Here is a 25,352-nt window from a genome sequence, read left to right on the forward strand (position 1 = left end):
GCCACCGCGCCGCCGCCGGCCCCCGTCTGGCGCTCCGACGGCGCGTACCTGATCACAGGCGGGACGCGCGGGCTCGGCATGGCGCTCGCCCAGCATCTCGTCCGCGCGGGCGTACGGCGGCTCGCCCTGGTCGGCCGCACCCCGCTGGACCGCGAGGCTGGTGGGCTCACGGAAGCGGCCGAGCGCACCCTGCGCGACGTCGCCGAACTCTCGGCGAGCGGCGCGGAGGTGCTGCTGCTCACCGCCGACACCGGGGTGCCCGACCAGCTCAGGGAGGCGTTGCGGCGCGCCCGGGAGCGCTTCGGCTCGCTGACGGGCGTCATCCACGCCGCCGGACTCCCGGCCGCCGGCCTGCTGAGGCGGCGCACCGTCGCCGAGACCGCGCGGGTGCTCGCGCCGAAGGTCGCGGCCATGGGACCGCTGGCCGAGCTGGTCGGGCCCGACACCCCGGCCGCCGAACGGCCGGAACTGCTCGTGCTGTACTCCTCCGCGGTGACCGCGTTCGGCGGCATCGGCGAAGGCGACTACTGCGCCGCCAACACCGTCCTGGACGCGTACGGTGACGCGCTGGCCGCCACCGCCCCTTCGACCAGGGTCGTGTCGGTCGCCTGGGGCCCCTGGCAGCACGACGTGTGGCAGTCGCGGAACCTCAAGTCGGCCGGAGGACTGGCCGACCGGGTGGCCGCCTACCGCGCCCGGTACGGCTTTGCCGACGACGCGGGCTGTGCCCTGCTGGACCGGATCGTGGCCGGCGGCCACGGCAGCGTGATGGCGGTGCGGCAGCCGCTGCACCAGGTGCTGGACGCCTGGACGAGCATGCTCGACCTGGACGACCTCGTCGGCTCCGCCTCCGCGGTGCCCGTGGGCGAGAGGTTCCCGCGCCCGAGGCTGCGCACCGACTTCGCCGCGCCGCGCACCGAGGCGGAGTCCGAGATGGCCGAGCTGTGGGGCGCCTACCTCGGCATCGACCAGGTCGGCGTGCACGACCCGTTCTTCGACCTCGGCGGCAACTCCCTGGTCGGCATGGCCATGATGCTCGCGATCGAGCAGAGGCGGGGCCGCCCGGTCCCGCCCGCGCTGCTGTTCGAGCACCCGACCGTGGCGGAGTTCGCCGCCGCGCTCGACGACGCGGACGACGCGGACGGCGGGGGAGACCGGGATTCGCTCACCACCAGTTCGGCACGGGGGCAACGGCGGCGCCGGGCCCGTTCCAGTAACCGGAAATGAGGTCGGAAGACGTGATCGACGACATCGAGACCGAGAACTCCGGCACCGACATCGCCATCGTCGGCATGTCGGGCCGTTTCCCGGGGGCGTCCGACGTCGCCGAGCTGTGGTCCGCCGTCCGGGCGGGGGCGTCCGGGATCACCCGGTTCTCCGACGACGAGCTGCGCGCCGCCGGCGTCCCCGAGGACGTGCTGGCCGATCCCGCGTACGTGAAGGCCGCGCCGGTGATCGAGGGCGTCGAGCTGTTCGACGCGGCCTTCTTCGGGTTCAGCCCGAAGGAGGCGCAGATCCTCGACCCGCAGCATCGGCTGTTCCTGGAGCACAGCCACGCGGCCCTGGAGGACGCGGGCTGCGACCCCCGGCGCTTCGACGGCTCCATCGGGGTGTTCGGCGGCTGCGCGCACAGCTCGTACATGCAGAACAACCTGCTGCCCAGCGGCATCGGCGCGGTGATGGGCGACCTCGCGCTCGGGCTGGCCAACGACAAGGACTCGCTGACCACCCGGGTGGCCCACACCCTGGGGCTGACCGGCCCGTCGTACGGCGTGCAGAGCTACTGCTCGACGTCGCTGGTCGCGGTCTGCGCCGCGGCCACCAGCCTGGCCGGCTTCGAGTGCGATCTGGCCCTGGCCGGCGGCGTCGCGGTCAGCGTCCCGCACCGCGTCGGCTACCTCTACCAGCAGGGCGGCATCTCCCCGCCGGACGGCGAGTGCCGCGCCTTCGACGCGACCGGCCTCGGCGCCCCGCTCGGCAGCGGCGTCGGCGTGGTCGCGCTGCGCCGGCTGGAGGACGCGCTCGCCGACGGCGACCAGATCTACGCCGTCCTGCGCGGCTGGGCGGTCAACAACGACGCCGGCCGCAAGGTCGGCTTCACCGCGCCGGGCGTGCAGGGCCAGGCGGCGGTGATGGCCGAGGCCCTGGCCAGCGCCGACCTGACGGCCGCCGACATCGACTACGTCGAGGCGCACGGCACCGGCACCGCGCTCGGCGACGCCGCCGAACTGGCCGCGCTCCAGCAGGTGTTCCGCGGGCAGTCGCTGCTGATCGGCTCGGTCAAGACCAACCTCGGCCACCTCGACCGGGCGGCCGGGGTCACCAACCTGATCAAGGCGGCGCTGGCGCTGCGCGACGACGAGATCCCCCCGACGCTCAACCTCACCGAGCCCAACCCGCAGCTCGGCGCGGGCGACGCCCGGCTGGAAGTGGTGACCCGGCGGCGCGCCTGGCCCCGCACGACCGGGCACGTCCGCCGGGCGGGAGTGAGCGCGTTCGGCATCGGCGGCACCAACGCCCACGTCGTGCTGGAGGAGGCGCCGCTGGTCCCCAGGACGGAGGAGGAGCCGCGCCCCGAGCCGCTGGTGTGGTCGGCCCGCACGGCCGCCGCCGCCGACGAGATGACCGCGCGTCTGGCCGCCCACCTGGCCGGGCCGGGGAACGGGACGCGCCTCGCCGACGTGGCCCACACCCTGCAGAACGGCCGGCAGGTCTTCGGCCACCGCAGGATGCTGGTGGCCGCGTCCACCGCCGAGGCCGCCGCCGCCGTCCACGACGGGGCGGTGCTGGGCCGCGCCGAGAGCCGCGCCGACCGGCCGGTCGCCTTCCTCATCGCCGGGACCGGCGAGCAGTACCCGGGCATGGCGGCCGAGCTGTACCGCACCGAGCCCGTCTTCCGGCAGACGCTCGACGAATGCCGCACCGTGCTGCGCGGCCGGATGGGCGGCGCCGACCCGCTCGCCGAGATGCTGGCCCCGCGTGCCGCCGCCGGTGACCTGAGCGCCCTGCTCGGCCGCGGCCCGGCCGCCGCCGCGACCCCGACCGGCGTGCTCCAGCCCGCCCTGTTCGCCGTCGAGTACGCGCTCGCCACCCTGGTGTGCTCGTGGGGCGTGCGTCCCGCCGTCCTGGCCGGCTACAGCCTGGGCGAGTACGTCGCCGCCTGCCTGGCCGGAGTCCTGTCACCGGAGTCGGCGCTGGCCCTGGTGGCGCACCGCGCGCGGCTCATCGACGCGCTGCCCGAGGGCGCGATGAGCGCCGTCCCATTGCCCGCCGCCGAGGCGCGCGAACGCCTGGCACGGGCCGGGATCACGGGCGTGGACGTCGCCGCCGTCAGCGGCCCCGAGCTGACCGTGCTGGCGGGAGAGCCGCACGCCATGGCGGAGGTGCGCGCCCTGCTGGAGGCCGACGCGGTGCCGTGCCGCCCGCTGGCCACCACGCACGCCTTCCACTCGGCCATGATGGAGCCGATCCGCGAGGAGCTCACGGCGTGGATCGCGGAGAACGTGACCCTGAACGCGCCGCGCGTGCCGTACGTGTCCAACGTGACCGGCGCCCTGGCCACCGCAGAACAGGTGACCGACCCCGCCTACTGGGCCGAGCACATGTGCGCCCCCGTTCAGTTCGACGCCGTCCTGGCCACGCTGCTGCGGCAGGAGGGCGAGGCGGCGCTGCTGGAGATCGGCCCCGGGCAGTCGCTCGGCGCGATGGCCCGCGGGCACCGCGACTGCGCCCGCGAGCGCTGGCCGCTGGTCGTGGCCACGCTGCCGGGCGCGCAGGACCCCCGCCCGGCCACCGCCGTGCTGGCCGAGGCCGCCGGGCGGCTGTGGCTGGCGGGCGTGCCGGTCGACTGGGCCGGCTACCGCCAGGACCGGCCGGTCGCCAAGGTCGGCCTGCCCACCTACCCCTTCCAGCGCGAGCGTTACTGGGTGGACCCCCCGAGCACCGTTCCGGCCCCCGTTTCCGGTGCCGTTTCCGGTGCCCTCTCCGAGGGTGTGGCCGGCGCCGTTCCTGGTGCCGAGGTCGGGTCCGGGGTCGGGCCCGGCGTCGCGGCGGGACAGCCTGAGCCGCACGTACGGCTGATGGACACGCGGTGGACGACAGCCCCGGCGCCGCCGCAGCCGGCGGCGCCGGTCGCCCGCTGCGTCCTGCTGACGGGCCCCGCCGAGGCGGCCGGAGCCCTGACCCGCACGCTCCGCGCCGACGGGATCGAGGTGGTGACTATCACCTCGTCGGACGCCTTCGCGGAGACCGGGGACGGCTACGCCATCGACCCCGCGTCAGCGGCCTCCCACGCCGAGCTGGTCGCACGGCTGGCGGAAAGGCCCCTGGAGGGCCGGACGGGCGAGCCGGCGGGCGGCGTCCCCACCGTGCTGGTGGACCTGAGGCTGCTCGGCGAGAGAGAACCGTCCTCCGACGGCCGCGCCTGGCTGCCGCCCCTGGCACGCCTGTTCGACGCCTGGGGCGAGTCCGGGACCGGGGTGCGCGTCCTCCTGGCCACCTCGGGCGGGCAAGCGGTGACAGCCGGCGAGGTCCCCCACCCCGGGCAGGCCGCCGCCGCCACCCTGCCGATGGTCGCCAACCAGGAGTACCTGAACCTGGACTGCGCCACCGTGGACCTGGACCCCGAGGCGGGTCCCGCGGCGGTCGCCGAGGCGCTCGCCGCCGAGATCCGCCGGCCCTCCGGAGAGGTGTTCACCGCCTACAGACAGGGCCGCCGCCTGGTCCGCGTGTTCACCCCCCAAGACTCCACCGAACCCCCCGAGGAGACCGGCGGGTGCGCGATCCGGCAGGGCGGCACGTACCTGATCACCGGCGGCCTCGGGGACGTCGGACTGCTCGTCGCCGGGCATCTGGCCCGAGGGGGCGCCCGGCGCCTGATCCTCACCAGCCGCCGGGGCGTGCCCGAGGACGACGGCGACCCCCGCCGCGAGGGCGTGCGCCGGTTGCGCGAGCTCGGCGCCGAGGTGCTCACCCCCCGGGTCGACGTCACCGACGCCGCCGCCATGCGCGCCGTGCTCGACGACGCGCTTCGCGGCCCGGCCGGCCAGGCCCCCCAGGAGGGGGCGCGGCTGGACGGGGTGGTGCACGCCGCCGCCGACACCGGACAGGACACCTTCCACCCGCTGCGCGACCTCGACGACGCCGCCGTGGAGAAGAACTACGCCGCCAAGGTCGGCGGCGCGCTGGTTCTGGAACGGCTGCTGGACGAGCTGCCCGCCGACCGCGCGCCCGACTTCTGCCTGCTGTTCTCCTCCACCTCCGCCGTGCTGGGCGGCATCGCGTTCGCCGGGTACGCGGCGGCGAACGCCGCGCTGACCACGATCGGTCAGCGCAACGACGCCCGCCGCGGCACCACCCGGTGGCTGAGCGCCGCCTGGGACACCTGGGCGGTCACGCTCGGCCGGATCGAGGGCGGGATGGGCGCGGCGATGGCCGCCCACTCCATGAGCTCCGAGCAGGCGCTGGCCGCCTTCGACGACCTGCTGGCCGTCTCCCGGCCCAGTCTCGTCGTGGCCGCCGGCGGCCTGGACGACCGGCTGCCGCACGCCCTGCCCGCCGCCGGACCGGCCACGGCCGTCGCGGCCGGCGACCGGTTTCCGCGCCCGGAGCTGCCGCAGCCCTACACGCCGCCGCTGTCGGCGGCGGAACGGGACCTGGCCGATCTCTGGTCGGAGGTGCTGGGCATCGAACCGGTGGGCACCCGGGACAACTTCTTCGACCTCGGCGGCAATTCACTGGTCGCGCTGCAGATGCTCGCGCTGGTGAAGCAGCGGTTCGGCGTCGCGGTGCCGACCGTGACGCTGTTCGAGGCGCCGACCGTCGCCACCCTGGCGGCCGTCGTCGCCGAGCGCGTCACCCCGCGGGCGCCCGCGCTGCGGGTCACCGAGGCGCCGCGGCGCGACGTCGGCGAGCCGGTCCGGTCGGATCAGGCCGACCAGGATGACCGGCGGATCGCCGTCGTCGGCATGGCCGGGCGCTTCCCCGGCGCGAGCGACGTCGGCACGTTCTGGCGCAACCTGCGCGACGGCGTCGAGTCCATCACCTTCTTCTCCGAGGAGGAGCTGCTGGCGGCCGGGGCCGACCCCGGGCAGATCAAGGACCCCGCGTACGTGCCCGCCAGGCCGGTGCTGGACGACATCAGCGGCTTCGACGCCGCCTTCTTCGGCATGAGCCCGCGGATGGCCGCGATCAACGATCCGCAGCAGCGGGCCTTCCTGGAGGTGTGCTGGGAGGCGCTGGAGCAGGCCGGGTACGCGGCGCCCGAGCACCGCGGCCGGGTCGGCGTGTTCGGCGGCGCCAACATCAGCACGTACCTGCTGCGGATGACCGACCACCTGCTCGGCGGCGGGCAGCAGGAGTTCAGCGACTTCGAGGTCATCATGGGCAACGACAAGGACGCCCTGACCACGACCGTCTCGTACCTGCTCGACCTGTACGGGCCGAGCGTGGCCGTGCAGACCTTCTGCTCCACCTCGCTGGTCGCCGCCCACCTGGCGGTGCGCAGCCTGCGGGCCGGCGAGTGCGAGCTGGCGCTGGCGGGCGGCGTCTCGATCCGGGTGCCCGACCGGGTGGGCCACCTGTTCGGGCCGGGAGGGCAGGAGTCGCCTGACGGGCACGTGCGCGCCTTCGACGCCGGGGCCAAGGGCAGCATGTTCGGCGACGGCGCGGCCGCGGTGCTGCTCAAGCGGCTGCCCGACGCCGTGCGCGACGGCGACCACATCTGGGCGGTGATCCGCGGCTCCGCCATGAACAACGACGGCGCGCTCAAGGTCGGCTACACGGCGCCCAGCGTCGTCGGCCAGGCCAGGGTGATCGCCGACGCGATGGCCGACGCGGGCGTCACCGGCGAGGACATCAGCTACGTCGAGGCGCACGGCACGGCCACCGAGCTGGGCGACCCGATCGAGGTGGCCGCGCTGACCCGCGCGTTCGGTCCCACCAGGGACAAGGGGTACTGCCCGATCGGGTCGGTGAAGACCAATGTCGGGCACCTGGACCGGGCCGCCGGCGCGAGCGGCCTGATCAAGACCTCGCTGGCGGCCAGGGAGGGCGTGATCCCGCCCAGCCTGCACTACACCAGCCCCAACCCGGAGATCGACTTCGAGGACAGCCCGTTCTACGTCAACGCCGAGCTGTCCCCCTGGCGCACCCGCGACGGCCGCCCGCGCATCGCGGGCCTCAACTCCCTCGGCATGGGAGGGACCAACGTGCACATGGTCATCGAGGAACCGCCCCACCGGCCCGATCCCCGGCCGCCGGCCCGCCGCTACCAGGTGCTGCCCGTCTCGGCGCGGAACGCCCCCGCGGCCGACGCCGCCGTGCGGCGGCTGGGCGAGCACCTGGCCGCCGAGCCCGGCCAGCGGCTCGCCGACGTGGCCTACACGCTGCAGGTCGGCCGCAAGACGTTCGAGCACCGGCGGGCGCTGGTCGCCGCCGACGGGCAGGCCGCCGCGGCCGCGTTCACCGGCTCGCGCCGGGAAGGGCTGCTGGGCCGGGTGGACACCGTACGGGACCGCCGGACGGGCTTCCTGCTGACAGGGGTCGGCGAGCAGTACCCGGGCCTGGCCGGCGACCTCTACCGGCACGAGCCCGCCTTCCGCGCGGCCCTGGACGAGTGCCTGGAACTGCTGGAGCACCACCTCGGCGACGCCGGGCTCGCCGGCCTGCTGACCGGCGAGCGCGAGTCCGGCGCCGGCCTGGCCGCCCTGCTGGGCCGTGCGCCCACCGGCGGGGGAGGCTCCGGCGGCGCGCCCGGGGATCCCGCCGCCGGGGAGAGTCGGAACGCGGCGCTGCAGCGCACCGACGTGGTCCAGCCCGCGCTGTTCGCCGTCGAGTACGCGCTGGCCCGCACCCTGATGTCCTGGGGCCTGCGACCGGCGGTCATGCTCGGCTACAGCCTCGGCGAGTACGTCGCCGCCTGCCTGGCCGGAGTCCTGTCGCTGCCCGACGCCATCGCCCTGGTCGCGCACCGGGCCAGACTGATCGCCGCGCTGCCGCCGGGCGCGATGCTGGCCGTCTCGCTCCCGATGGACGTCCTGCGCCGCCGCTTCACCCTGCAGCAGCGCGGGCTCGACGTCGCCGCCGTCAACGGCCCCGAGACCGTCGTGGTCGCCGGGCCGGTGGACGCGGTCGGGGAACTCGCCGCCGACCTGCGCCTGGCCGGGATCGCCTGCCGGCCGCTGGAGACCACGCACGCGTTCCACTCCCGCATGCTGGAGCCGGTGAGCGACGAGCTCACCCAGTGGATCAAGGCCGAGGTCACGCTCAACCCGCCGGCGCTGCCGTACATCTCGAACGTGACCGGTGCGATCGCCGACGCCGAGCTCGTGTGCGACCCCGGCTACTGGGCCAGGCACATGTGCGCGACCGTGCTCTTCCAGGCCGGGGTCGAGACCCTGCTGGCCGAGCCGGAGCTGGCCCTGGTCGAGATCGGCCCCGGCCAGTCGCTGGGCGCGCTGGTGCGCGGGGCCGGCTGCCCGGCCGAGCGCTGGTCCCTGATCACCCACACGCAGCCCGGCGCGAGCGACCTCAGGCCGGGGGACGAGGTGCTGGCGGACTGCCTGGCCCGGCTCTGGCTCTGCGGCGTCACCGTCGACTGGGACGCCTACCACGGGCGCGCCGAGGGCGCCGACCCCGCGGAGCTGCCCGGCCGGATCCCGCTGCCCACCTATCCGTTCCAGCGGCAGCGCTACTGGATCGACCCGCCTGCCAGGACCGAGGTGGGCCGCCAGGCCGCGGCCGAGCCCGAGGACCTGTTCGAGGCCATCACGAGCCTGCCCAAGCTGCCCGAGGACGAGTGGCTCTACCTGCCGGTGTGGCAGCAGACGGCGCCGACCGGCGCGGCGGGGCGCTCACCCGGCTCGTGGCTGGTCTTCACCCGCGACGGGCTGGCCGACGAGGTGCTGGCGGCCCTGCGCGGCGTCGCCGCGAGGACCGGCGCCGCCGTCACGGAGGTGCGCCCCGGCGACGCGTACGCGGCCGGCGCCGGCGGCCACACGGTCAGGCCGGGCGACGTCGCCGACATGCTCGCCGTCCTGCGCGACCTGCGCGCGGCGGGACGGCCGCTGGAGCGGGTGGTGCACCTGTGGAACCTGGACCCCGACGCGCACGACACCGCCATCGCCCGCGGCCTGCACACCCTCGTCGCGCTGGCCCGCGCCGCCGGCGAGTCCGGCATCGGCGAGTGGTCGCTCGACGCCGTCGTCTCCGGCACCCAGCAGGTGCTCGGGGAGGAGGTGGCCCACCCGGCCGGGGCCACGCTGCTCGGGCCGTCGCTGGTGATCCCGCTGGAGTACCCGGGCGTGGACACCCGCCTGATCGACCTGCCCGCGGGCCCGTCCGCGCGCGACCTGCGGAGCCTGGCCGCCGAGCTGGCCGGCGCGCGGGAGGACCGGACGGTCGCGCTGCGCCACGGCCGCCGCTACGTCCCCGGCTACGCCAGGATGCCCGCCCCGCCGCTGCCCGACGGCCCGGCCGCCGACGCCACCGGGCTGCGCCAGGAAGGCGTCTACCTGATCACCGGCGGGCTGGGCGGCATCGCGCTCGGCCTGGCCGAGCACCTGGCCCGCGACTACCGGGCCAAGCTGGTCCTGCTGGCCAGGCGCGGCCTTCCGCCGCGCGCCGACTGGCCCGCCGTCCTGTCCGGCGCGCGCGCCGCCGACGACGTCACGCGGGACAGGGTACGGCGGGTCACCGAGCTGGTCGCGCTGGGGGCGGAGGTCGAGGTCGTCACCGGCGACGCCGCGAGCGCCGCGGACGTGCGCCGCGCCGTCGAGGCGGCGACCGGGCGCTTCGGCGCGCTGCACGGCGTGCTGCACGCGGCCGGAGTCCCGGCCATGGGCCTGATGCAGTTCAAACGCCCCGAGGAACTGGACGAGGTGCTCGCCCCCAAGATCGGCGGAGCGCTGGCGCTGGCCGAGGCGCTGCGCCTCGGCCGGCCGGACGAGGTGGAGCTGGACCTCCTGGTGCTGTTCTCCTCGATCACCTCCGCGACCGGCGGCGGCCCCGGCCAGGTGGACTACTGCGCCGCCAACGCCTTCCTGGACGGCTACGCCTGCGAGCTGGCCGCGACCGGGCGCCGCGTGGTGTCCGTCGGCTGGGGCGAGTGGACGTGGAACGCCTGGGAGGCCGGGCTCGACGGGTACGAGGAGGCGCTGCGCGACTTCTTCCGGCAGAACCGGGCCCGCGTCGGGATCGGCTTCGCCGACGGCTGGCGCTCGCTGCTGCGGGCGCTGGCCACCGGCGAGCCGCGGGTCGTGGTGTCCACGCAGGACTTCCCCACGCTGGTGAGCGGCAGCTCCCGCTTCACCCTGGAGGCGGTCACCTCGCCCGCCATGGGCGGCGGGAGCGAACGCCACCCCCGGCCCGAGCTGGTCACCTCCTACCAGGAGCCCGACGGCGCCACCGAGGAGGCCATCGCCGCGATCTGGGGCGAGTCCCTGCGGCTGGACCAGGTCGGCGTGCTGGACAACTTCTTCGAACTGGGCGGCAACTCCCTGCTCGGCGTCGCCATCGTGGCCTCGGTCCGGCGCGCGTTCGAGCTGGCGGAACTGCCGCCGCACATCCTCTACGAGGCGCCGACGGTGGCGGCCCTGAGCCGCACCGTCGACGCCCTCGTCTCGGGCGCGGCCACCGCCGTCGCGGACGGCGGCAGCCAGGTACGGGCCCAGCTGAGGCGTTCGGGCCTGGAGGCCTCGGCCGCACGCAGACGCGGCAGGTGAGGACGCCGCGGGACCACCGAACCAGCGATCTAGGAGCGCAAACGATGAGTGGAACGGAGACGACATGACGGTGATCGGGGTGATCGGCGCCGGCGTCATGGGAGTCGGCGTCGCCCAGAACCTCGCCGCGACGGGTCACGACGTGGTGCTGGTCGACAAGGACGAGCGGACGCTGGCCGACGCGCTGGCGACCATCAGGCACAACACCCGGATGAGCCGCCTCATGGGCGGCCCCGCCCTGGACCCCGACGAGGTCCTGTCCAGGATCACCACCGCCGTCGGGGCCGCGGGCGCCGCCAAGGCGGACCTCGTCATCGAGAACGTGACCGAGAACTGGGACGTCAAGCGGGAGGTGTACGAGACGCTGGACGCCGAGTGCGGCCCCGGCACCGTCTTCGTGGTCAACACCTCCGCCATCCCGATCACCAAGGTCGGCGCGGTCACCGGCCGCCCGGACCGGGTGATCGGGGTGCACTTCATGAACCCGGTGCCGGCCAAGCCGGTCGTGGAGCTGATCCCCGGCTTCCACACCTCGCAGGAGACGATCGAGCGTACCGAGGCCCTGCTGAGCGCCATGGGCAAGAAGGCCGTGCGGGTCAAGGACTCCTCCGGCTTCGTCTCCAACCGGGTGCTGATGCTCACCGTGAACGAGGCGGCCTACCTCGTGCACGAGGGTGTGGCGGACGCCGCGTCGGTGGACGAGGTGTTCCGCGGCTGCTTCGGCCACCCCATGGGTCCGCTGGAGACCGCCGACCTGATCGGCGTCGACACGATCCTCTACAGCGTCGAAGTGCTCTACGAGCACTACGCCGACAGCAAGTACCGCCCCTGCCCGCTGCTGAAGCAGATGACCGACGCCGGGCTGCACGGCCGCAAGTCCGGCAGGGGCTTCTACACCTACGACTCGAACTGAAAGGGAGCCACCTCCATGTCCGTTACCGCGATAGACCAGATCCTCGCCTTCGTACGGGAGCGTTACCCGCAGGCGGAGATCGACGCATCCCAGGACATCTTCGCCCTCGGCTTCGTCAACTCGCTGTTCGCGATGGAACTGGTGATGTTCGTGGAGAAGACCTTCGAGGTCACCATCCCCAACGAGGAGCTGCGGATCGACAACTTCAGGACCGCGGACACCATGGCCACGCTGGTGGCCAGGCTCGCGCCCGACGCGGCCGCCGCGTGACGCTCACCGACCCGGCGCCGGCCGCGCCCATCGCGCCGGCCGCCGGGCGAGTCACCGACCGGCGTTCGGCCCGCGCGTTCGTCGACACGCACGTGGTGCCGCGCGCCGACGCCTACGACCGGGAGGGCCGCGTCCCCGAGGACCTGCTGAGCCAGGTCGCGGAGGCGGGCCTGTGGGCGCCGTTCCTGCCGCCCGGCTCGGGCGGCATCGGGATGGACATGGTCACCCTGGGCGAGGTGCACGAGGAGGTGGGGCGCGGCTGCTCCTCCCTGCGCAGCCTGCTCACCGTCCACACCATGGTGGCGTGGACGGTGCAGCGGTGGGGCACCGCCGCCCAGCGTGACCGGTGGACGCCGGCGCTCGGCAGCGGTGCCGTGCTCGGCGCGTTCTGCCTGTCGGAGCCCGGCGCGGGCAGCGACACCGCGGGGATCACCACGACCGCCGTCGAGTCCGGCGGCGGCTGGGTGCTGAACGGGGTCAAGACGTGGACCACGGGCGGCCAGCGCGCGGACCTGTTCCTGGTGTTCGCCCGCACCGCCGCCAGCATCGGCGCCTTCCTGGTCGGCAGGGACGCGCCGGGCGTGCGGGTACGGCCCATCGACGACATGCTCGGCACCCGCGCCTCCATGCTGGCGGAGATCTCCTTCGAGGACGTCGAACTCGGCCCCGACGCGCTGCTCGGCCCGAGCGGCTTCACCGCGGGCATGGTGCTCACCGGCACCCTCGACCTCGGCCGCTACAGCGTGGCCGCGGGCTCGCTGGGCATCCTCCAGGCGTGCCTGGAGGCGTCCTCCGCCTACGCCGCGCACCGCAGGGTCGGCGGGTCGCCGCTGCGCGACCTGCCGCTGATCCAGGCCAAGCTGTCCGACATGGTGACCGACGCGCGGGCGGCCAGGCTGCTGCTCGCCGAGGCCGGCCGGCTCAAGGACGCCGGTGACTCGGCGACGCTCATGGCCACCTGGATCGCCAAGTACTTCGCGTCCACGGCCGCCGTGCGGCACGCGGCCGAAGCGGTGCAGATCCACGGCGCCAACGGGTGCAGCCCGGACTTCCCGGTCGCGCGCCTGTACCGGGACGCCAAGGTGATGGAGATCATCGAGGGCAGCAACGAGATCCAGCGGATCACCATCGCCGGCCAGGCGGAGAGGGAGAAGACCCCATGTCCGTGACCACGACAGCCGTCACCGCGACGCCCCCGCTGCCGGAGAAGCCGAAGCGGGGCCGGATCAAGTGCATCGTGTGGGACCTCGACAACACCCTGTGGGACGGGGTGCTCCTGGAGGACGGCGACGTCACCGTGCGCCCCGCCGTCGTCGAGCGGATCCACGAGCTCGACCGCAAGGGCATCCTGCACTCCGTCGCCAGCAAGAACGACAGGGACGCGGCCATGGAGAAGCTGCGCGCCTTCGGGCTGGAGGAGATGTTCCTGTACCCGCAGATCAACTGGAACCCCAAGTCGGACTCCATCCGGCACCTCGCCAAGGCGCTCAACCTCGGCCTGGACGCCTTCGCGTTCGTCGACGACCAGCCGTTCGAGCTCGCCGAGGTGGCCCACGGGATCCCCGAGGTGACCTGCGTGGACGTCCTGGAGCTGGAGGAGGCGCTGGAGCGGCCGGAGTTCCGGCCGCGTTTCGTCACCGACGAGTCCGCCCTGCGGCGCGGCATGTACCGCAGCCAGATCGCCAGGGACGAGCTGGAAGGCGAGTTCGTCGGCACGAACGAGGAGTTCCTGGCCGGCCTGGAGATGTCGTTCACCATCGCGCCCGCCAGAAGGGAGGACCTGCAGCGGGCCGAGGAGCTGACCGTGCGGACCAACCAGCTGAACTCCACCGGCCGCACCTACTCCTACGAGGAGCTGGACGCGCTGCGTGAGTCGCCGGACCACCTGCTCCTGGTGGCCTCGCTCACCGACCGGTTCGGCGGCTACGGCAAGATCGGCCTGGCCCTGGTGGAGAAGGGCGAGGACGCCTGGTGGCTGCGCATGATGCTGATGTCGTGCCGGGTGATGTCGCGCGGCGTCGGCATGGTGCTGCTCAACCACGTGCTGCGGCTGGCGGTGGAGGCGGGCGCGAAGGTGCGGGCCGACTTCGTGGAGACGGGCCGCAACCGGATGATGCAGGTGACGTACGCGTTCGCCGGGTTCCACGAGGTCGCCAGGGACGGCGCGCACGTCGTGCTGGAGGCCGACCTGACCGCGGTGCAGCCGCCGCCGCCGTACGTGAAAGTCGAGATCGTCGAGTGAGGAACCCACATGACCGTCTATGACGAGACGACCGACGGCCTCCTGGCGAGCTGGCTGCCGTTCCGCGCCCTGACCGGCGCCGAGCCCGGCGCGCTGCCGCTCTACTGCCTGCCGCACGCGGGCGGCGCCGCCTCGGCCTTCCGGTCGTGGCAGCGCGAGCTGCCGGGGGTCGCGGTGCAGCCGGTGCAGCTGCCGGGGCGGGAGAGCAGGCACAGGGAGCAGCCCTACCTGCGGATGGAGCCGCTGGTCTCCGACCTGGCCGACGCGGTGCTCGCCGACGTCGAGCTGTCGGCCGCGGGCCACCGGTACGCGCTGTACGGGCACAGCCTCGGCGGCCTCGTGGCCTTCGAGCTGACCAGGGAGGTCAGGCGGCGCGGCGGCCCGCTGCCGGTGCACCTGTTCGTCTCCGGCGCCGACGCCCCGCACGTCACCTACGAGCGCGGGCGGCCGGTCCGCGACATGACCAGGCCGCAGGTGGTGGCGCTGCTGCGCAAGCTGGGCGGCACCCCGGAGTGGCTGCTGGCCGACCCGGGGGCGCTGGAGATGATCCTGCCCGCCGTGCAGGCCGACTTCACCGTCAAGGAGACCTACCGCTACACGGACGAGCCGCCGCTGGCCGTGCCGATCTCGGCGATGCCCAGCGGCGCCGACCCGCGCGTCGCGCCGGCGAAGGTGGCGGCGTGGCGGGACCAGACCGCGGGCGCGTTCGCGCTGCACCCCTTCGAGGGCGGCCACTTCGCGGTCTTCGAGCAGGCGCCGAGGACCCGGGGCATCGTGGCCGAGGCGCTGCGGCCGTGGGTGTGAGGGTCTGGCGGGCCGACCTGGACCGCCCGGAGCGGCCGGAGTGGTGGCACTGCCTGTCGGCCGCCGAGCGCGAGAAGGCCGAGGCGCTGGCGGAGCCGCTGGCGCGGCGGCGCTACGTGGCCGCGCACGCGGCCCTGCGCGCCGTCCTGGGACGCCTGTGCAGGCTGCCCGCCGGGCGGCTCGTGTTCGGCGCCGGCGAGTCGGGCCGCCCCTGCCTGCGGACCCCCGCAGGACGGCGGCGGCCCGACTTCAACCTGTCCCATTCGGGGCGGTGGGCGCTGATCGCGGTGACGGAGCCGGGCGGCCGGGTCGGCGTCGACGTGGAACGCGTCCGCGACGACTTCGACCACCTGGAGATGGCGCGGCGGATGTACCAGCCGGAGGAGGCCGCCCGGGTCCTCGCGGCCGGGCCGGAAGCGGGCCTGGCGGAGTACTTCCGGCTGTGGACGGCCAAGGAGGCGTACGTCAAGGCGAGCGGGGCCGGGCTGGCCGGCCTGCGCGACGTCCTCGTGCGCCCCGACGCCGGCACGTGCGCGCGAAGCCGGGGAGGGAGCGTGTCGTCACGCTCCCTCCCCGGCTCCGCCGCCGCCGTCCGCTGGCTGGACGTCGCTCCCGGCTACGCCGCCGCGGTGCTCACGACCGCTTCGACACCGGCACCACGTACCGGCTGAAGACCAGGTCGCGCAGCACGTCGTCGCCGCCTTCCACGATCGAGACGTACCGCATGTCGCGCAGCAGCTTGCCGATCACCGCCTCGTGGGTGTAGCCGAGGCCGCCGAACATCTCCGAGGCCGCCGAGGCGATCCGCCAGCCGGTCTGGCCGCAGAACATCTTCGTGGTGAGCGCCGACTTCAGCGTGCCCACCCGCATGAACTCCTCGCCGGCGTCGGGCCTGGCCGCGATCGCGTCGTAGGCGCGCGCCGCGGCCAGGCACTGGTTGGTCATGACCTCGATCTCCATCTCGAACTGGCCGAGACGGGAGGCGAAGACCGCGTTCGAGGTGAGCGGGGCGCCCTTCACCGACTTGGACTTGCCGTACTCCATGCACACGTCGCGGATCCGGCGGGCGATGCCCAGCGCGGTCGTGGCGATCAGGATGCGGCTGGCGTTCAGGCCGATCTCCAGCAGTCGCAGCCCGTTGCCGCGCAGGACGTTGCCCGCCGGCACCCGGACGCCGGACAGCGACACCTGGTAGGTCGCCGAGGCGCGCAGCCCGATCACGTCCCATCGCTTCTCCACGGTGACGCCCGGCGCGTCCCCGGGGACCAGCACGGCCAGGTAGCCGGACGGGTCGTCGGCGACGCGCGCGATCACCACGATGAACCGCGCGAAGGCGGTGTTGGTGGAGAACGCCTTCTGGCCGTCGAGCACCACCGTGTCGCCCTCGCGCCGTGCCGTGGTGCCGATCCTGGCCAGCTCGCTGCCGGCGGCGTGCTCGCTGCCCAGCGTGGCGGCGAAGCCGCCGCCCGCCAGTCCGCCCAGGTGCTCCTTGCGCAGTTCCTCGCTGCCGTACCACTGCACCATGCTCGTCGTGAGCACCGGGATGAACAGGGTGAAGGCCACCCCGGCGTCGGCGTACGCGAGCTCGGAGGTGATCCGGACGCTCTCCTCCAGGCTGAGACCGAGCCCGCCGTACTCCTCGGGCAGCCACCATCCGGCCAGGCCGGTGGCGCCGAACCGCTCGTACAGCGGCAGCGGCGCCTCGGCCAGCGAGTCGAGGTAGTCGTCCTTGCCGGTCAGCTCGCGCCGGACGAACCCGCGCAGGGTCCGCAGGTGCTCGGGAGAGTTCATCGCCGGGGTCACTCCTCGTCGTCGCGGGCGTCGAGCAATTCGGCCAGCTGGCGCACGGTGGGGCACTCCAGGAGCCCGGTCACCGGCACCGAGGCGTTGAGCGTCTTGCGGATCCGGGTGGTCAGCTCGATCGCCAGCAGGGAGTGCCCGCCCAGCTCGAAGAAGTTGTCCAGGGCGCCGATCGGCTCGATGGCCAGCACCCGGGACCAGATCCCGGCGAGGACGGCCTCGGTGCCCTCGCGCGGCTCGACGTAGGGGTTGTTCAGCTCGGGGCGCGGGTGGCGCTCCTGGTCGTCGACGTCCTCGCCGGCCTCGTGGATGTCGCCGGTGACCCACTGCGCGATCCGGCCGTCGAGCGAGCCCGTGGAGATGACCAGGTGGCCGACCCTGTCGGCGGCCGACAGCGCCCGTTCCAGGACGTCCACGCCCTCCGCCGGGGCCATCGCGAAGTCGATGACGGCGCCGCTGTGCCCCTCGACCCGCTCGGGGTCGATGTTCCAGGTGTCCCAGTCGACGGTGACCCAGTGGCCGCCCGCGGCGCGGTCGGCGCGGACGTAGGCGTCCAGCGCGGCGTTGGCGGCCGCGTACGGGGCCAGCGTCATCCCGCCGAGCACCGCGGCGATCGACGACAGCGTGATCCGGCGGTCCGGGCAGTGGTCGCCGAGCACCTTCTGCAGCACGTGGAACCCCGTCACCTTGGCGGCCAGGTGCGCGTCGCACTGCCGCCGGTCCATCAGGTGGGCGAAGTTGAAGTACGCGCCGTCCTGCACGCCCGCGCCGTGCACCACCACGTCGATGCCGCCGAAGCGGGCGACCGCCTGGTCGACGACGGCCCGCATCGCCTCCTCGTCGGCCACGTCGGCCGAGAGGGCGAGCACGGTGGCGCCGCGCTCCTCCAGGTCCCTGATGTTGCGGATGTGCCGGGCGGTCCGCTCCCCGCCCTGCGGCGTCGAGGCCAGGTAGCCGTCCCATTCCTCCCTGGGCGGCAGCGCGCTGCGGGCGGTCAGGACCAGCCGGCAGCCGTACGCGCTTGCCAGGTGCCGCGACAGCACCAGGCCGACGTCGCCGAGGCCGCCGGTGATGAGCACCGTGTCGCCGGCGCGGAACGGCCGCTGGTCCGGCTCGGGGGCCTCGATCGGGTACTGCTCGTAGCGCCGCACCCAGGTCTCGTCGGCGCGGATCGCGACGGGTCCCTCGTACGGGCAGACCGCCGCCGCCAGGATGCGCGCCGCCGTGGCCCCGGCGTCGAGGCCGCCGCCCACGTCGATGGCGCGGCTGCGCAGCCTCGGGTTCTCCTGGGCCAGGCTCGGGGCGAGCGCCGCGAGCGTGGCGTGCTCGGGGTGGCGCAGGTCGGCGCCGGCCACGCTCACCGCCTCAGGGGTGAGCAGGACCAGTTCGGCGCGGGGGGCCGAACCGGTGTTGTCGATCAGCTCCCTGGCCAGCGCCAGCACCGAGTAGAAGCCGCGCCGCTGCTCGGCGGCGAAGTGCGCCACCGGGTCGTCGTCCCGGCCCGACTCGGCGGCGGCCAGGCTGAACCCGTGCACGATGGCGCGCGGGGCCGCCACCAGGGAGTACATCACCTCGGCGATGTCGTCGGCGGTGCCGATCCTGACCGTGAAGTCACCGGTGTCGTCCTGCTGGAAGCTCTCGCCCGGGCGTACCGTCGTCACCTCCGCGCCGGCCTCGATCAGCCGCTCGACCAGCGCCTCGCCGTGCGGGTCCGCCGCGAACACCAGCCACGGCCCCGCCTCGCGCAGCCGCTCGTCCAGGCCCGCCACGGGCAGCGGGCGCTGCCGCCAGCCGGGCAGGTACGTCCACCGGGTCCTGTCGAAGGTCTTGCCGCTGCCGACCTGGACCTGCGCCTGCTCCTCCGGCGGGTTGATCCAGTACCTGCGGCGCTGGAACGGGTAGGTCGGCAGTTCGACCCGGCGGCCCGCGCCCCCGTGCAGCGCGGCCCAGTCGACGGCGACGCCGGCCTGCCAGAGCCGCGCCACCACGGCGAGCAGCCAGCCGGACGCGCCCTCTGACCCACCCGTTCCGAGTCCCGTGTCGTCGCGCGCCGTGTCACCGGGCGCGACGGTCACCGTCTCGGCGGCGTCCTCGGCGTCCGTCACGTTCACGCCGATCGCGCGCAGGGCGTCGGCCAGCGCGCCCAGAGCCTCCTCGCGTCCAGGAGCCTCCTCGCGTCCGGGAGCCCGCGTGCCGGGAGAGCCGGCGGCCGGCGAGCCGGGCCGCAGCACGGCGCCGACGGCCGCGTGCACCTCGGCCCACCACTGCTCCGGCACGCCGGAGTCCGGCGTGACCAGCCGGACCCTGGGGTTGCGCCGCTGCGTCTTGCCGTCGATCCAGCGCGCCGGGTCGCCGAGCGCGGCCACGGCGTCCTCGCGGTCCTGGCACACCACCGCCCGGCGCAGCGCGAACCCGCCGCGCGACACCTGCGAGGTGAACGCCACGTCCGCGAAGTCCTCGCCGTCAGGCGCGCCGGCGGCGAGATGGTCGCGGAGCCGCTCGGTGAGCGCGGTGAGCGCGCGGTCGTCGGCGGCGGAGAACACCAGCAGGTGCGGGCCGGGCCGGGCGGGACGCGCCGGCCTCGGCGGCGCCTGCTCCAGCACGACGTGCGCGTTGGTGCCGCCGAGCCCGAACGAGCTGACCCCGGCGCGGCGCGGGTGCGGCCCGGCGGGCCAGGGCGTGTGCTCCTTCAGCACGGTGAAGCGGTCGTGCGCGGTGGCCAGCGCCGGGTTCGGCGTCTCGTAGCCGGGGGTGCCCGGCAGCAGTTCGTGCCTCAGGCTGAGGGCCGCCCGCATCAGCCCGGTGACCCCGGAGGCGCGGTCGAGGTGGCCCAGGCTCGGCTTGACCGATCCGAGCACGCACGGCGTCTCGCCCGCCTGGGTGAACACCCGGTTCATCGCCGCCAGCTCGATGGAGTCGCCCAGCATGGTGCCGGTGGCGTGGCACTCCACGTACCCCACGGTCTCGGGCTTGACCCCGGCCACGCCCAGCGCCGACTCGATCACCTCGGCCTGCCCGTCCACGCCGGGGGCCGTGTAGCCGGCGCGCAGCCGGCCGTCGTTGTTGGACGCCGAGCCGAGGATCACGGCGTGGATGACGTCGCCGTCCGCGATGGCGTCGGACATCCGCTTGAGCGTGACCGCGCCCGCGCCCGCCCCCATCACGGTGCCGCTCGCCTCGGCGTCGAAGCTGCGGACCCGGCCGTCGGGCGACAGGATGCCGCCCTGCTCGTACAGGTAGCCGGAAGGCTGGGGGAGCGGCGTGAACGCGCCGCCCGCCACGGCCAGGTCGCACTCGTAGGTGAGCAGGCTCTGGCAGGCCAGGTGGACCGAGACCAGCGAGGTGGAGCAGAACGTCTGCACCGACACGGCCGGCCCGCGCAGGCCCAGCTTGTAGGAGACGAGCGAGGCCAGGGAGTCGCGCTCGTTGCCGATCGCGGCCAGCATCGCCGCGCCCGGCTGGCCCATCAGGTGCTGGATGTTCCTGACGATGTAGTCGGGGAAGCCGCAGCCGCCGAACACCGCGACCTGGCCGGGCACGTCAGTGGGGCAGTAGCCCGCGCTCTCCAGCGCCTCCCAGGAGCACTCCAGGAACAACCGGTGCTGCGGGTCCATCAGCTCGGCCTCGCGCGGGTTGACCCCGAAGACGGCGGCGTCGAAGGTGTCCAGGCCCTCCAGCGGCCCGCCGACGCGGACGTACCGCGGATCGGCCAGCATCCCCGGCTCGATGCCCGCCTCCAGCAGTTCCTCGTCGGTGATCGTGCGCAGGCCCTTGACTCCCGAGAGCAGGTTGCGCCACAGGCTGCCGACGTCCGCGGCGCCGGGAAAGCGCCCCGACATGCCGATCAGCGCGACCGCGGAGTCGTAGTCGGTTTCGGTCATGACGTCCTTCCGCTCCTGAGCATGTTGCGTCGCTGGGCGATCCGCGATCGCTGCTGTTCACGTTCCTCCGCCGCCGGCTCCCCGCCGGACTCCTGGCCCTCGCGGGCCGCCTCGGCGAGCGCGGCGATGGTGGGCGCCTGGTAGAGGATGTGCGGGGGCAGGTACGACAGCTCCAGCGCCCGCCTGACCTCGGCGATGATCTCCATCCCGAGCAGGGAGTTGCCGCCCAGCTCGAAGAAGTTGTCGTGCACGCCGACCTGCTCCAGGCCGAGCGCCTCGGACCACACGCCGGCGATGGTCTCCTCGGCGGGCGACTGCGGCTCGACGTACGCGGTCGACAGGTCGGGTCTCGGGTGCCGCCCGAAGGCGTCCCGGATCTTCTTCACCGTCGCCTGGTGGCTCTCGATGGAGGACCTGCGGCTCATCGCCACCATCGGGGCGAAGTCCTGGGTGGAGGCCACCACGTGCCGTTCGCCGCTGGCCAGCACCCGCAGCAGCGTCTGCCAGCCCTGGTCGAAGGTGAGGCCGAAGTTCTCCCGGTACCACTCGAAGTACTGCTTGGACCCCTCGTCGTAGTTGTCCAGGCCGTCGGTCCAGCCGTTCCAGGTCCACTCGCACCAGTCGATCGAGGCGACCGCCACGCCGGGCAGCGCGTCGGCCAGGGCGAAGGAGTCGAGGAAGGCGTTGGCCGCACAGTAGTCGACCTGGCCCGCGCCGCCGCCGGTCGCCGAGGTGGTGGAGGAGAACAACGCCAGGAAGTCCACCGGCACCTCGCGCAGCGCCTGCGCCAGGGCGAGCGTGCCGCCGACCTTGGGGGCCAGCACCCGCTCCATGTCGGCGACGGTCTTGAACTGCATCAGCCCGACCGCCGGGACCCCGGCGCAGTGCAGCACGCCGTTCAGCTCCCCGAACCGCTCGACCGCGGCGCCGACCGCGCGGCGCACGTCCTCGGCGCTGGAGACGTCGCCGGCGACGGTGAGCACCTCGACGCCCGCCGACTCCAGCCGGCGCAGACCCTCCAGCCGCCTGCGGACCTCGCCGCCGGTGCTCTCCGCGTTCAGGATGGCGTCCCACCGCTCACGCGGCGGGACCGGCGTCCGGCCGAGCAGCACCAGCCGCGCCCGGTACTGCTCGGCCAGTCGTTCGGCCATCGCCAGCCCGATGCCGCCCAGACCGCCGGTGACCAGGTAGACGCCGCCGTGCCGCACGCTCGCGGCCGGAGGCGCCGCCTCGATCACCGAGGCGTCCAGCGCCTCGTAGTCGGGGATCCAGCGGTGCCCGCCGCGCAGCGCGACGACCTGGTCCTCGGGCTCGGCGCGCAGCTCGGCCAGCAGCGCGGCGCCCTCGGCGGCCGCGTCCAGGTCGATCAGCCTGGTCCGCACCCTCGGGTACTCCACCGGGATCAGCCGCGTGGGACCGAGCAGGGTGCCGCGCTCCGCGGCCACCTGCTCACCCGCGTGCACCCGGTGGCTGCGGGCCGTGACGACGTCCAGCGACCAGCCGGGCAGGCCGAGGTCGCCGGCCGCGCGGGCCAGCGCCACCAGCGTGTAGAGGCCGCGCCGCAGGCACTCCTCGGTCGCCGGGTCCTGCGGGCGCGGCGGGGCGTCGTCGGCCGTCCACAGGTGCACGACCCGTTCGGGCAGCCAGTCGCGGGCCGCCAGCTCGCGCAGCGCCGCCAGCGCGTCGTCAGGGGAGCCGGGGCGCAGCAGGAAGCCGTCGGGGCCGCTCGCGTAGCGCTCGCCCGGCCGCACCAGCACGACCTCGCCGCCCTGCGCCGCCACGTGCGCGAGCAGCGGCGCCGCCAGCGTGTCGGCGAACCCGGCGTCGGTGTAGACCAGCCAGCGGGCCGCCTCCTGCGCGCGGGCCGGGCGCGGCGTGGTCTGCCGCCAGGTCGGCAGGTGGATCCAGCGGTTGTCGGGCAGCCTCGGGTACGCCTTGGCGATGCTCGTCGGATCGCTCTCGTCGAACGCCGGGGTCCCGCCGGCCAGGGAGCTCTCGTCGATCTCCAGCCAGTAGTCCTGATGCTCGAACGGGTACGTCGGCAGCGGCACCCGGCCCGGCGACCAGCCGTCGTCCTCGTGCAGCGCCGCCCAGTCGACCGGCACGCCGGTCAGCCAGAGCTTGCCGACGGCGGTGGCCAGCGCCGCGCCGGCGTCCTGCGGGTCGTTGGCGGCCGGCAGGGTGGTCACGATCAGCGGCCACTGGGCGCGGTCGCAGCCGGGGTGGCCGCGCGTCAGCGCGCCGAGCGACTGACCGGGGCCGATCTCGGCGAGCGCGAGCTCGGCGCCGAGCACGTGCGTGAGGCCCGTGCCGAACTCGACCGTCTCGCACATGTGCCGGGCCCAGTAACCGGGGTCGTCCACCAGCTCCGCGGTGGCGAGCCCGCCGGTGACGTTGCTGACGTAGGGCAGCTCGGGCGCCCGCAGCGTGACGTTCTCCTTGATCCAGGCGGTGAGCTCCTCGGCGAGCGGAGCCAGCATCCGGGAGTGGTACGCGTGCGTGGTGTCCAGCCTGCGATGCCCGATCCGCGCGTCGAGCAGCAGCGCGGACGCCGCCTCGACGGTCTCGGCCGGGCCCGCGAGCACCACCTGCGAGCCGGTGCGCACCGCCACGTCCAGGTCGCGCGTGATCGACTCGCCCAGCACGACGCGCAGCCGCCGCTCGTCGGCGGACACCGCGAGCATGGCCCCCTCGGGCTGCGAGGCGATCAGCTTGGCCCGGTGGGCGACCAGCCGGACCGCGTCGGGCAGCGACAGGACGCCCGCCAGGCAGGCGGCGACGTACTCGCCGAGGCTGTAACCGATCATGATGTCCGGCGTCAGCCCCCAGCGGATCAGCTGGCGCGCCAGCGCGTACTCCGCCACGAAGACGGCCGGCTGGACCAGGTGGGCGTCCGTCGTCGAGGCCGGCGCGGGCGCGGCCCTGCCCAGCATCCCGGCCAGGTCGCCGGCCGCCCTGCCCCGGTCGGCGGGCACGAACACGTCCGACAGCTCCGCGGCCTCGGCGATCCCGAGGACGGCCAGGCACGCGTCCACGTCGGCGCGGAACGCCGGCTCCTCCGCGTACAGGGACGCCACCATGCCGGGGTACTGCTCGCCCACCCCGGCGATCAGGAAGCCCAGCTTCCTGCCCGCCGTCGCGTCGTTGCGCCCCAGCGGCCCCGCCGGATCGGCGAGCCGCCCGGCGGCCTCGCCGGTGGATGCGGCCACCACGAACCGCCGGTGGTTGAAGACCTTGCGGCCGGCCTGCAGCGTGTAGGCGACGTCGCCGAGGTCGTCCGGCGAGCCCGCCAGCCGGTCGGCGAGCCTGGCGCAGGACCGGTCGGCGGCGGCGGCGGAACGCGCCGAGAGCGGCAGGATCTGCCAGCGGCGCGACCGGGCCGGACGCTCGGCGGGCAGGGGCGCCTCGGTGATGATGGCGTGCGCGTTGGTGCCGCCCATGCCGAGTGAGCTGATGCCGGCGATGCGCGGCCGGTCGGCGGCGCGCGGCCAGGCGGTGGTGCCGGCGGTCACCCGGAACGGGCTGTCGGCGAAGTCGATCTCGGGGTTCGGCGCGCGGTAGTGCAGGGTGCCGGGGATCAGCTCGTGCCGCAGCGACTGGACGACCTTGATCAGGCCGGTCACGCCGGAGGCCCGGTCGAGGTGGCCGACATTGGGCTTGATCGAGCCGAGCACGCAGTACTGCTTCTCCTTGGTCGCGCCGAAGGCCCTGGTCAGGGCCGCGACCTCCATGGGGTCGCCGACCTCGGTCGCGGTGCCGTGCGCCTCGACGTAGGAGATCTCGGACGGGTCCACCCCCGCCTTGGCGATCGCGGCGGAGACGCAGCGCCGCTGGCCGTCGATGCTCGGAGCCAGATAGCTGAACTTCATGGCGCCGTCGTTGTTGATGGCCGAGGCGCGGATCACGGCGAGCACGGTGTCGCGGTCGGCCACCGCGTCGGACAGCCGCTTGAGCGCCACGACGGCCGCGCCGTCGCCGAACATGCTGCCCCGGCCCTCGGCGTCGAAGGTCCGCACGTGCCCGTCGGGCGACTCCTGGCCGCCCTCCTCCCACAGGTAGCCGGTGCGGTCCGGGATGCGCACGGACACGCCGCCGGCCAGCGCCATGTCGCACTCACCGCGGCGCAGGCTCTCGCTCGCCAGGTGCACCGCCACCAGGGACGTGGAGCAGAACGTCTGCACGCTGAGGCTCGGCCCGCTCAGGTCCAGCCGGAAGGAGACGTTCGTGGCCAGCGAGTCCTTGTCGTTGCCGATCATCAGGGCGGAGGTGTCGATGCCCATGGTGAAGGCCCGCAGGCGGGTGAGCAGGTAGCCGCTGATGTTCATGCCGGCGAAGACGCCCACGGCGCCTCGGCCCTCGGGCGCGGCGTAGCCGGCCGACTCCAGCGCCTCCCACACGCATTCCAGGAAGATGCGCTGCTGCGGGTCGGCCAGCGTCGCCTCGCGCGGGTTGTAGCCGAAGAACCCCGCGTCGAAGCCCCGCACGTCGTCGAGGATCGGCCGTACGCGGACGTAGTTGGGCTGCTGGTAGACCGAGGCGTCCACCCCGGCGGCGGCCAGTTCCTCGTCGGTGAACCGGGTGAAGGACTCCACGCCGGAGCTGATGTTGCGCCAGAACGTCTCGACGTCGGTCGCGCCGGGGAAGCGCCCGGACATGCCGATGATCGCCACGTCTCCCGCGCCGGGTGGTTGGTGCTCATCCATGGACGTGCCCCTCTTCAT

General features: G+C 74.4%; 11 protein-coding genes. 8 read left to right on the forward strand and 3 right to left on the reverse strand.

What is annotated here, in order from left to right:
• The 8 genes from OUY22_RS08505 to OUY22_RS08540 form a co-directional block, all read left to right on the forward strand.
• A partial coding sequence (locus OUY22_RS08505; RefSeq protein ID WP_270154267.1) for an SDR family NAD(P)-dependent oxidoreductase occupies nucleotides 1-1,227 on the forward strand: 1,227 nt, incomplete at its 5' end.
• 11 nt (nucleotides 1,228-1,238) lie between these two features.
• Nucleotides 1,239-10,721 (forward strand): type I polyketide synthase, encoded by a 9,483-nt coding sequence (locus OUY22_RS08510; RefSeq protein ID WP_270154268.1) that lies wholly within the window; start codon nucleotides 1,239-1,241, stop codon nucleotides 10,719-10,721.
• Nucleotides 10,722-10,785: 64 nt separating this feature from the next.
• Nucleotides 10,786-11,634, forward strand: coding sequence for a 3-hydroxyacyl-CoA dehydrogenase family protein (locus OUY22_RS08515; RefSeq protein WP_270154269.1), 849 nt, complete (start codon nucleotides 10,786-10,788; stop codon nucleotides 11,632-11,634).
• Between the two features lie 15 nt (nucleotides 11,635-11,649).
• Complete coding sequence (locus tag OUY22_RS08520) at nucleotides 11,650-11,904, forward strand: acyl carrier protein (RefSeq protein WP_270154270.1); 255 nt, start codon at nucleotides 11,650-11,652, stop codon at nucleotides 11,902-11,904.
• Nucleotides 11,901-13,073, forward strand: coding sequence for an acyl-CoA dehydrogenase family protein (locus tag OUY22_RS08525; RefSeq protein WP_270154271.1), 1,173 nt, complete (start codon nucleotides 11,901-11,903; stop codon nucleotides 13,071-13,073). Before OUY22_RS08520 ends, OUY22_RS08525 begins: the two co-directional genes overlap by 4 nt.
• The gene (locus OUY22_RS08530; RefSeq protein ID WP_270154272.1) at nucleotides 13,064-14,146 is read left to right on the forward strand and encodes an HAD-IIIC family phosphatase; all 1,083 of its coding nucleotides are present in this window, start codon (nucleotides 13,064-13,066) and stop codon (nucleotides 14,144-14,146) included. The genes OUY22_RS08525 and OUY22_RS08530 overlap by 10 nt, the downstream gene beginning before the upstream one ends.
• A 9-nt stretch (nucleotides 14,147-14,155) precedes the next feature.
• On the forward strand, nucleotides 14,156-14,950 hold the full coding sequence (locus OUY22_RS08535) for a thioesterase II family protein (protein ID WP_270154273.1): 795 nt from the start codon (nucleotides 14,156-14,158) through the stop codon (nucleotides 14,948-14,950).
• Complete coding sequence (locus OUY22_RS08540; RefSeq protein WP_270154274.1) at nucleotides 14,941-15,621, forward strand: 4'-phosphopantetheinyl transferase family protein; 681 nt, start codon at nucleotides 14,941-14,943, stop codon at nucleotides 15,619-15,621. The genes OUY22_RS08535 and OUY22_RS08540 overlap by 10 nt, the downstream gene beginning before the upstream one ends.
• Here the strand turns inward: OUY22_RS08540 and OUY22_RS08545 are convergent.
• From OUY22_RS08545 to OUY22_RS08555, 3 genes are read right to left on the reverse strand one after another with little or no spacing between them, the layout of a single operon-like run.
• Entirely contained in the window at nucleotides 15,584-16,741 is a 1,158-nt protein-coding gene (locus OUY22_RS08545) for an acyl-CoA dehydrogenase family protein (protein ID WP_270154275.1), read from the reverse strand. The two genes, OUY22_RS08540 and OUY22_RS08545, sit on opposite strands and share 38 nt — an antisense overlap.
• A gap of 8 nt (nucleotides 16,742-16,749) precedes the next feature.
• On the reverse strand, nucleotides 16,750-20,631 hold the full coding sequence (locus tag OUY22_RS08550) for a type I polyketide synthase (protein ID WP_270154276.1): 3,882 nt from the start codon (nucleotides 20,629-20,631) through the stop codon (nucleotides 16,750-16,752).
• Nucleotides 20,628-25,334, reverse strand: coding sequence for a type I polyketide synthase (locus tag OUY22_RS08555; protein WP_270154277.1), 4,707 nt, complete (start codon nucleotides 25,332-25,334; stop codon nucleotides 20,628-20,630). The genes OUY22_RS08550 and OUY22_RS08555 overlap by 4 nt, the downstream gene beginning before the upstream one ends.
• Between the last annotated feature and the right edge of the window lie 18 nt (nucleotides 25,335-25,352).

This window comes from Nonomuraea corallina, assembly GCF_027620315.1.
GTDB lineage: Bacteria > Actinomycetota > Actinomycetes > Streptosporangiales > Streptosporangiaceae > Nonomuraea > Nonomuraea corallina.